Here is a 6,734-nt window from a genome sequence, read left to right as displayed (position 1 = left end):
TAAATGATTTCTGTCCAAAAGCTTCTCGGATTGAATTTTTACCCGTGGCACTTTCTAACTCGAAAGTGCCCCGTTATCTTTTAGTTAAATCTATCAACAGAATAAACCAAGCCACGTGATAACCTAGTTTTTCTAATCTGAATTATGTCAGCAGCCACCGTCCAATATTTGAATCGTTTTACTTAGAACTCAAAATCTTCCCACAATTTTCGAACTGAGCTATTAGGGTCATTGACCTGTTTCGATGTAACATCAAATTGCATTGTTGGTCGATCCGATAAGTTGTAAGGAGACCAATCAGCTTTACTTGTCTTGATGAATGTTAGCCATTGGTTGTGCATGGTATTAATAAGTTCAACTGGAGGCTGTGAGCCGACAAATGTTTTTGCTTGTTCATTGTCAGTTGTATTAAACACAAAAGGCACGTCAACAAAGTGTGCGGCTCCTAAGTGGCCATCAAACGCTGGTGACATCCAAGAAAAGTTATAATGCCAAACTTTGTTGTCGTTTTTAGTTAACTGTTGAGCAATGTGCAGTGCTGGCATTCTAAACGTAAAATCAGATTGGATGTCGGCAAAAGTGTCTCCAATAGATTTTCCGGTGTCTTTTGTTGAATACACATCAGCAGGGCGACCTTCCAGTGACAAGTCAGACAATAGTAGCGACTTCGTTTGTTCGGTCGTATTGTTTACGGCATCACTTGGTACAAGGTACAGCCGTGATTCTTGATCTGTGTTACCAACGATGACCGGAATAGAAGGAGAAGCTTTAGTGAGATCTTTCATTGGAGACTCGACAATGATATCGCCATCAACAACGGGCAAAAATGCGGTGCCTCCCCATGACATCATTCCCCATTTGTCGCGATCTTGTATGGCGTAACCCATATCAATAACGTTCTTAACTAATTCAGGAAATGGAATGGTCGATAAGCCTTCAACGGTGGCTGGAATATTCAGTTTTTTGGTATAGCTTTGTGTGATTTTCTGAGCTTCTTTCTGAGTTAAAAATGCCATTGGAGGACTTTGCATAATAGCTTTCTGGAATAGGCCTTCTGCTTTTTCGGTACCCAATAAAATGGCAACACTTTCTGCCCCAGCAGATTGACCTGCAACAGTAACTTGGCTAGGGTCTCCACCAAAATCTTCGATGTTATTTTGTACCCACTCAAGAGCCATGATCTGATCAAGAATGCCGCGATTATCCGGTGCGCCCTCAAGGTGCATAAAACCATCAACGCCTACACGATAATTGATCGTTACAACAATCACGTCATTCTGAGCAAAGCTTGTTCCGTCGTAGGCTAACTCTGCCGCATCTTCTCGGATGAATGCGCCGCCAGGGATCCACACCATGACTGGCAGTTTTTTATTTGATGCCTTGTTGTTGGTAGCTACGGCGTTCATAGGTGTCCAAATGTTCAGAGTTAGATCATCGGGAGCCCCCACCAAGGTGGTGTTTTTATCTCGGCTAGGCTGTGGGACAGGTTGACCTGCTTTTGTTGCATCTAATACTCCGCTCCAAGTTTCGTATGCTTGCGGTGCTCGAAATCGGCGATCTGCCGTAAAAGGGTTTTTCGCATATGGGACGTCATAAAATGTGGCTACGCCATCATGGTTGTTTCCCATAAGTTTACCAGACTTAATGATTGCTACCGTTGAGTTTTCAGCATTTTGAGTGTGGGCAAATAGTGTATTACTTTGAATTAAACCTGCACTGAGGCATGCGACTAGTACCATTGTTTTTTTCATTTCATTCGGCTCGGTATTGGAATAGAAGGTCAGTATAAAACCTAGTTTGAAGTTGATATATATGCTATACGTCAATAGATTGTTGCATAAATCGAACTATTGAGGGTGTATGGATAGAATTGTTTCAATGGAAGTTTTCGTTTCTACTGTCGATCTAGGAAGCCTGACGGCAGCATCTGAGGCTTTAGGAATGTCACGATCCATGGCGACTAGGCATATAACCGCGTTGGAAAAGTCTTTAGGTGTATGTTTACTATATCGCTCAACAAGAAGCTTAGGTATCACTAACGCCGGTCGTGATTTATTGCCTTTCTGCCAGAATATTTTAGAGCAGAATACCCAACTATATAGCTTAGCCCAAGAGCAGCACTCTCAACCTAAAGGAAGAATTTCACTGGTTACTAGCATTTCGTTTGGTCAGGGTTATCTTGCCCAAGCTATTGAACAATTCATGCTTAAGTACCCTGACATAGAAGTTGATCTCACGCTGTCGAATCAGTCACTGGATTTGATAAAACATGGGGTTGATATGGCAATCGAGTTGAGTAATGACCTGCCCGAATCTTTAATTGGAAAGAAATTGGCTGATTGTCCATCGGTGGTTTGCGCTTCCCCTCAGTATCTAGCAGAACATGGGGCTCCTTTATCTCCCGAAGATTTACTCGATCACAATTGCTTGATCCACAAACGAATAGGCAATGATTGGCTGTTTGTTTCTAAAGCCGGTTCTAAATCTGCTCAGCCTATTAATGTAACGGTCACAAGTAACTACTCTGTAAATGATAGTTCCATACTTCTTAATGCAGCGATTAATGGCAAAGGTATAGCGTGTTTACCTCTGCCTTTTATTGCAATCGACATACAAGCAGGGACTTTGACTATCTTGTTGAAAGACTTTGAAGTCAATCCAATTGGCATATGGGCTCTGTATCCTTCAAGGCAATATCAACCCAAACTACATCGACACTTGTTGGACTTTTTGCAAGAAGATTTATCAATTAAGCATGATCATATGCGAAATATTGATTCATGAAGCTATGTTGGTAATGAAACCAAGCAATAATGTATCCTACCTAATCGGTTAGTTACTTCTAAAGTTTTCGTAATATCAACATGTAATGAATGAGTTAATTTGGACTGCTGCATAATTGCTGCCCGTAGAGTTGCGATACTAGAAGTTATGTGAAAGTTCAGCGTGTCTGATGGTTCGTAACTCAGAATTGTCCAGAGGCTTCATAGACCTGAGGTTTGACTCGTGTGATCACGGAGCTAGACATTTGGTAGTAAACTGACGGATTGCACTTTGCCTACTGGCAACTAGGAAGGAATTCTTCCTGGTTCAACTCATTCCTGCCCCATTCTTAGCCTTGCAGTTTATACTTATCTTGGTTGATGCTGTTTTTCTAAACTAAAGTAATGTTATTGCTCACTGAGACCAAACATAACTCTCCATTGAAATGGAGTGATGCAAGATTGGACTTTCCAACACCGTAAGATTATCAGCGTCATCTTTTGCTCCCATAGCAATAACTAACGGCAAATAATGCTCAGAGGTAGGGTGTGACTTCGTATAGTGAACAGACTTAACGTGAGGCTGTTTTGCCTCCGCTAAATTGCCTTCAAGAGCGATTTTCCGTGCCCAATTTTGGAATTTGTTTGCATAATCTGCGACGGGCTCGTGACTCATTCGAATGTCATATAAATTGTGCGTCAGGCTACCTGAGCAGATAACCGCAATATTCTGCTTACGCAATTGTTTCAAGGTATTACCGAGCTTTTCTAGTTCATCTGGTGACAGATCAACATTCAGCGACAATTGCACTATTGGCTTGTCTGCATTTGGGCGCAAGTGACACGGCGGTACCCAAACACCGTGATCCCAGCCTCGGTAATTGTCCGCCTTGGTTTCGAAACCATTGTTGGTTAATAAGTCGATGACTTTATTACCAACAATGTGTGAGCCCACAGCAGGATAGTTCAACTCGTACAATTCAGGTGGAAAGCCACCAAAGTCGTGAATGGTTTCGGGTTGGTCGTTGGTGATAACGACATTACCGCGGGCAACCCAATGTGGTGATATCACTAATATAGCTTCCACATCATCAAATTTAGCTACTTGATGGGTTAAATTATCGGTCGCCTGTTGTTGAGCCACGATGCTTGCGCCTAACGCAAACATCGGAGAACCGTGACCGACGAACATCAGAGGTGCTAGTTTCATACTCCCTCCGGTAAATATTTAAACCAATCCAAGTACGGCCCCTGAGGAATTATGCCAGATGGATTTAGCGCAGTTACCGAGTAATAGCCCGCTTTAATATGATCGACACGAGTGTTTTTCGCAAAGGCTTCGATTTGTAATAAGCGGTCCAAATACGCTGACAACGCAGGGTAGTCAGAGATGGCTTTGATGTTAGTTTTAAATAGGCCATGGTAGGCCACATCAAATCGGATCAAGGTAACGAATAACCGAATGTCGCTTTCGGTTAGTTGGTTGCCAACGGCAAAATCGTTATTCGCAAAATGTGTTTCCAGTTCTTCTAAGCGAGCGAAAATATCAACCATGGCTTCGTCGTAAGCTTTCTGGCTGGAAGCGAATCCTGCGCGATACACGCCATTGTTTAAGCTGTCGTAGATACTGCCATTAAACTCTTCAATTTGTGACTGCAACTCAGTCGGGTACAAATTGATGTTTGAATTATGAATCGGTCGTAAGTCTTCGTTCAAAATATGAAGAATATCAGCAGACTCGTTGTTGATGATTTTGTTATCACCACAATCCCAAAGTACAGGCACAGTCGCTCGACCAGTGTATTGGTCATCAGTCATCGTATAGAGATGGAGAGCGTATTGCACTCCCTCAATGCCACTCTCTGTAGAGCCTACCGTTGAATCAGATTCACCCCCAAATTGCCAACCGAAATCTGTTAGTACTGGGTCTAAGATTTTTACGTCAATTACATCTTCTAAGTTAAACAACGAGCGAGCAATTAATGTGCGTGTTGCCCAAGGACAAATGTAAGCAGCATAGAGTCGCAAACCTTTATCGACTGCTGACTGTACATCGTCAATGCGATTTGTAAATGCGCTGCTTTGGCGGATGAAGCGGCCTTCACTGTCTTTCTCTTGAACGGGATCCCACTTGCGTTCCCACTTACCATTTACCAACATAATCTTTCCTTTTTTCGAAGAGCCCCCTGCGAGCGTACGCCATGGGCGTCTGTTGTTTGTCTAATTTGTTTCGAGTCCAATAGCTTTTATTAAGCGGTTTTGGTTGCACCAAGTAAGCGGTTATCAATGGCAAACTTTCCGCCACCTTGAATGGCTAGCGCTAAAGTGGCAGCGAATAACGCCAAAGCAAACTCGTAACCGTTATTGCTGATAAATAAGCCATGGCTGATGTGAACGCTGAAGATTGCCACTAACATGGCAAATGCATTGACCAGTGCTGCTGGGCGAGTCAAAAGGCCAAATATCAAGGCTAAACCTCCGAAGAATTCTGCACTGCCAGCCATCAATGCCATTAGGTAACCGGGTGCTAGCCCAATGCTTGCCATCCATTGGCCAGTGCCTTCAAGTCCATAGCCACCAAACCAGCCAAACAGCTTTTGCGCACCATGTGCAGCCAAAATGATTCCTACCGGAACTCTCAGTACTAGTGCCGCAAAGCCAGCATTGGATTGAATTACTTTGTTAAAAATGTGCTTGTTCATGGTATTTCCCTCAGAGTTGATTTATTCAAGTAAGTCTTAACTTGGGAATAAGATTAATCCTTCTCCTTTAGATGATAAATGGCATTATCATTGAATGATTTCCAATGTATTGTTGGTAATTGACTTATTAAAAGGATTTGTTTAATGGATAGGATTGACACCATGAAGGCGTTTCTCACGGTCTCTAGAGAAGGCAGTTTTACCAAGGCAGCAGAGAAACTGGGAACGTCAAATCAGTTGGTCAGTAAGTACGTATCTCATTTGGAGGAACAACTCGGGGTACGCCTGCTGAACCGCACGACGAGAAAAGTACACCTTACAGAAGCGGGCGAGCGATGTGTGCAACACGTTCAGCACATTTTGGAAAGTATTCAAGACATGGAAGGGAGCATGGGGCAGTTAAAGAATGAGGCGCAAGGTTTACTGCGTATCAGTGCTCCGGTGACTTTTGCTACCAAGCATCTCGCTTCACTTATTCGGGATTTTAAGCAGCTCAATCCGGCTGTGGGTATCGATTTGCAACTCAACGATCGGAAAGTCGATGTGGTTGAGGAGGGCTTTGATTTAGCGTTACGGATCGGGCAATTAAAAAGCTCATCCTTAATTGCAAAGCGTGTTGCTCCGGTTCGGTTGGTTATGTGTGCTTCCCCAGACTATCTTGAACGGCATGGAACGCCAGAGCATCCGGAACAGCTTATTCCAGAGCATCTGCTAAGCTACAGCTACATGGATTACAGTCAATCCGAGTCCCCACTTATGAATGCGCTGAAGCGCTCGTCAAAAGAGGAGAGTTCCGGTATTTCCTGCAACAACGGCGATATCCTCGTTGAGTCCGCTATAGCGGGAGAGGGCTATGTTTTTCAACCCACCTTTATCGTGTCTGACGCAGTAAAGAAGGGCCAACTTAACGTTATTCTAAAAGAGTTTGAGCCAGAACCCATGGCGCTATATGCGGTGTATCCGCACCGTAAGCTGATTGCGACTAAGTTGAGTGTTTTTATCGAGTTTCTCAGTAACTATTATGGTGATTTACCGTATTGGGATGATGTTTTTTAAGACTTGAACGGCTCCTGTAGTAGCTAAGTGAACTTGGCCACGTAGCTAGAGATTTGCAATACCTGAGTTAATCCTTTAAATGCTAATTTAGCAGAATCACTGACTCATAAATGTTCAAAAGTTTGTTCGAGGAAGCTGTAATATGTGTGCTGTACTAATACCTTGCCAACTAACGAAGAATTCGTGATCGCCCAGCAGTCGGTTGAACTGCTGT

6 protein-coding genes are annotated in these 6,734 nt (G+C 43.2%); 2 read left to right on the top strand and 4 right to left on the bottom strand.

Going from position 1 to position 6,734, the window contains the following annotated elements; translation table 11 throughout:
* Window positions 1–182 precede the first annotated feature (182 nt).
* Complete coding sequence (locus AB4154_RS22165; RefSeq protein WP_372124127.1) at window positions 183–1,739, bottom strand: carboxylesterase/lipase family protein; 1,557 nt, start codon at window positions 1,737–1,739, stop codon at window positions 183–185.
* A 121-nt stretch (window positions 1,740–1,860) separates the two neighbouring features.
* Here AB4154_RS22165 and AB4154_RS22160 point away from each other — a divergent pair, with 121 nt between their 5' ends.
* On the top strand, window positions 1,861–2,784 hold the full coding sequence (locus AB4154_RS22160) for a LysR family transcriptional regulator (RefSeq protein WP_017062677.1): 924 nt from the start codon (window positions 1,861–1,863) through the stop codon (window positions 2,782–2,784).
* A gap of 393 nt (window positions 2,785–3,177) precedes the next feature.
* On the opposite strand, the gene AB4154_RS22155 is transcribed toward AB4154_RS22160, so the two are convergent.
* The 3 genes from AB4154_RS22155 to AB4154_RS22145 all read right to left on the bottom strand — a co-directional run bounded on the left by AB4154_RS22155 (window position 3,178) and on the right by AB4154_RS22145 (window position 5,464).
* On the bottom strand, window positions 3,178–3,972 hold the full coding sequence (locus tag AB4154_RS22155) for a class III extradiol ring-cleavage dioxygenase (protein ID WP_017062676.1): 795 nt from the start codon (window positions 3,970–3,972) through the stop codon (window positions 3,178–3,180).
* Window positions 3,969–4,922, bottom strand: coding sequence for a glutathione S-transferase family protein (locus AB4154_RS22150; RefSeq protein WP_372124125.1), 954 nt, complete (start codon window positions 4,920–4,922; stop codon window positions 3,969–3,971). Before AB4154_RS22150 ends, AB4154_RS22155 begins: the two co-directional genes overlap by 4 nt.
* A gap of 89 nt (window positions 4,923–5,011) precedes the next feature.
* Window positions 5,012–5,464, bottom strand: coding sequence for a DoxX family protein (locus AB4154_RS22145; RefSeq protein WP_017037256.1), 453 nt, complete (start codon window positions 5,462–5,464; stop codon window positions 5,012–5,014).
* A 144-nt stretch (window positions 5,465–5,608) separates the two neighbouring features.
* Here AB4154_RS22145 and AB4154_RS22140 point away from each other — a divergent pair, with 144 nt between their 5' ends.
* Entirely contained in the window at window positions 5,609–6,520 is a 912-nt protein-coding gene (locus AB4154_RS22140) for a LysR family transcriptional regulator (protein WP_017062675.1), read from the top strand.
* Window positions 6,521–6,734 lie beyond the last annotated feature (214 nt).

Origin of the sequence: Vibrio sp. 10N.286.51.B11 (assembly GCF_041469245.1) — a bacterium.
GTDB classification, from domain to species: domain Bacteria; phylum Pseudomonadota; class Gammaproteobacteria; order Enterobacterales; family Vibrionaceae; genus Vibrio; species Vibrio crassostreae_C.
Note: the sequence above shows the minus strand (reverse complement) of the source record. Positions and strands in the feature narration are given on the sequence as shown.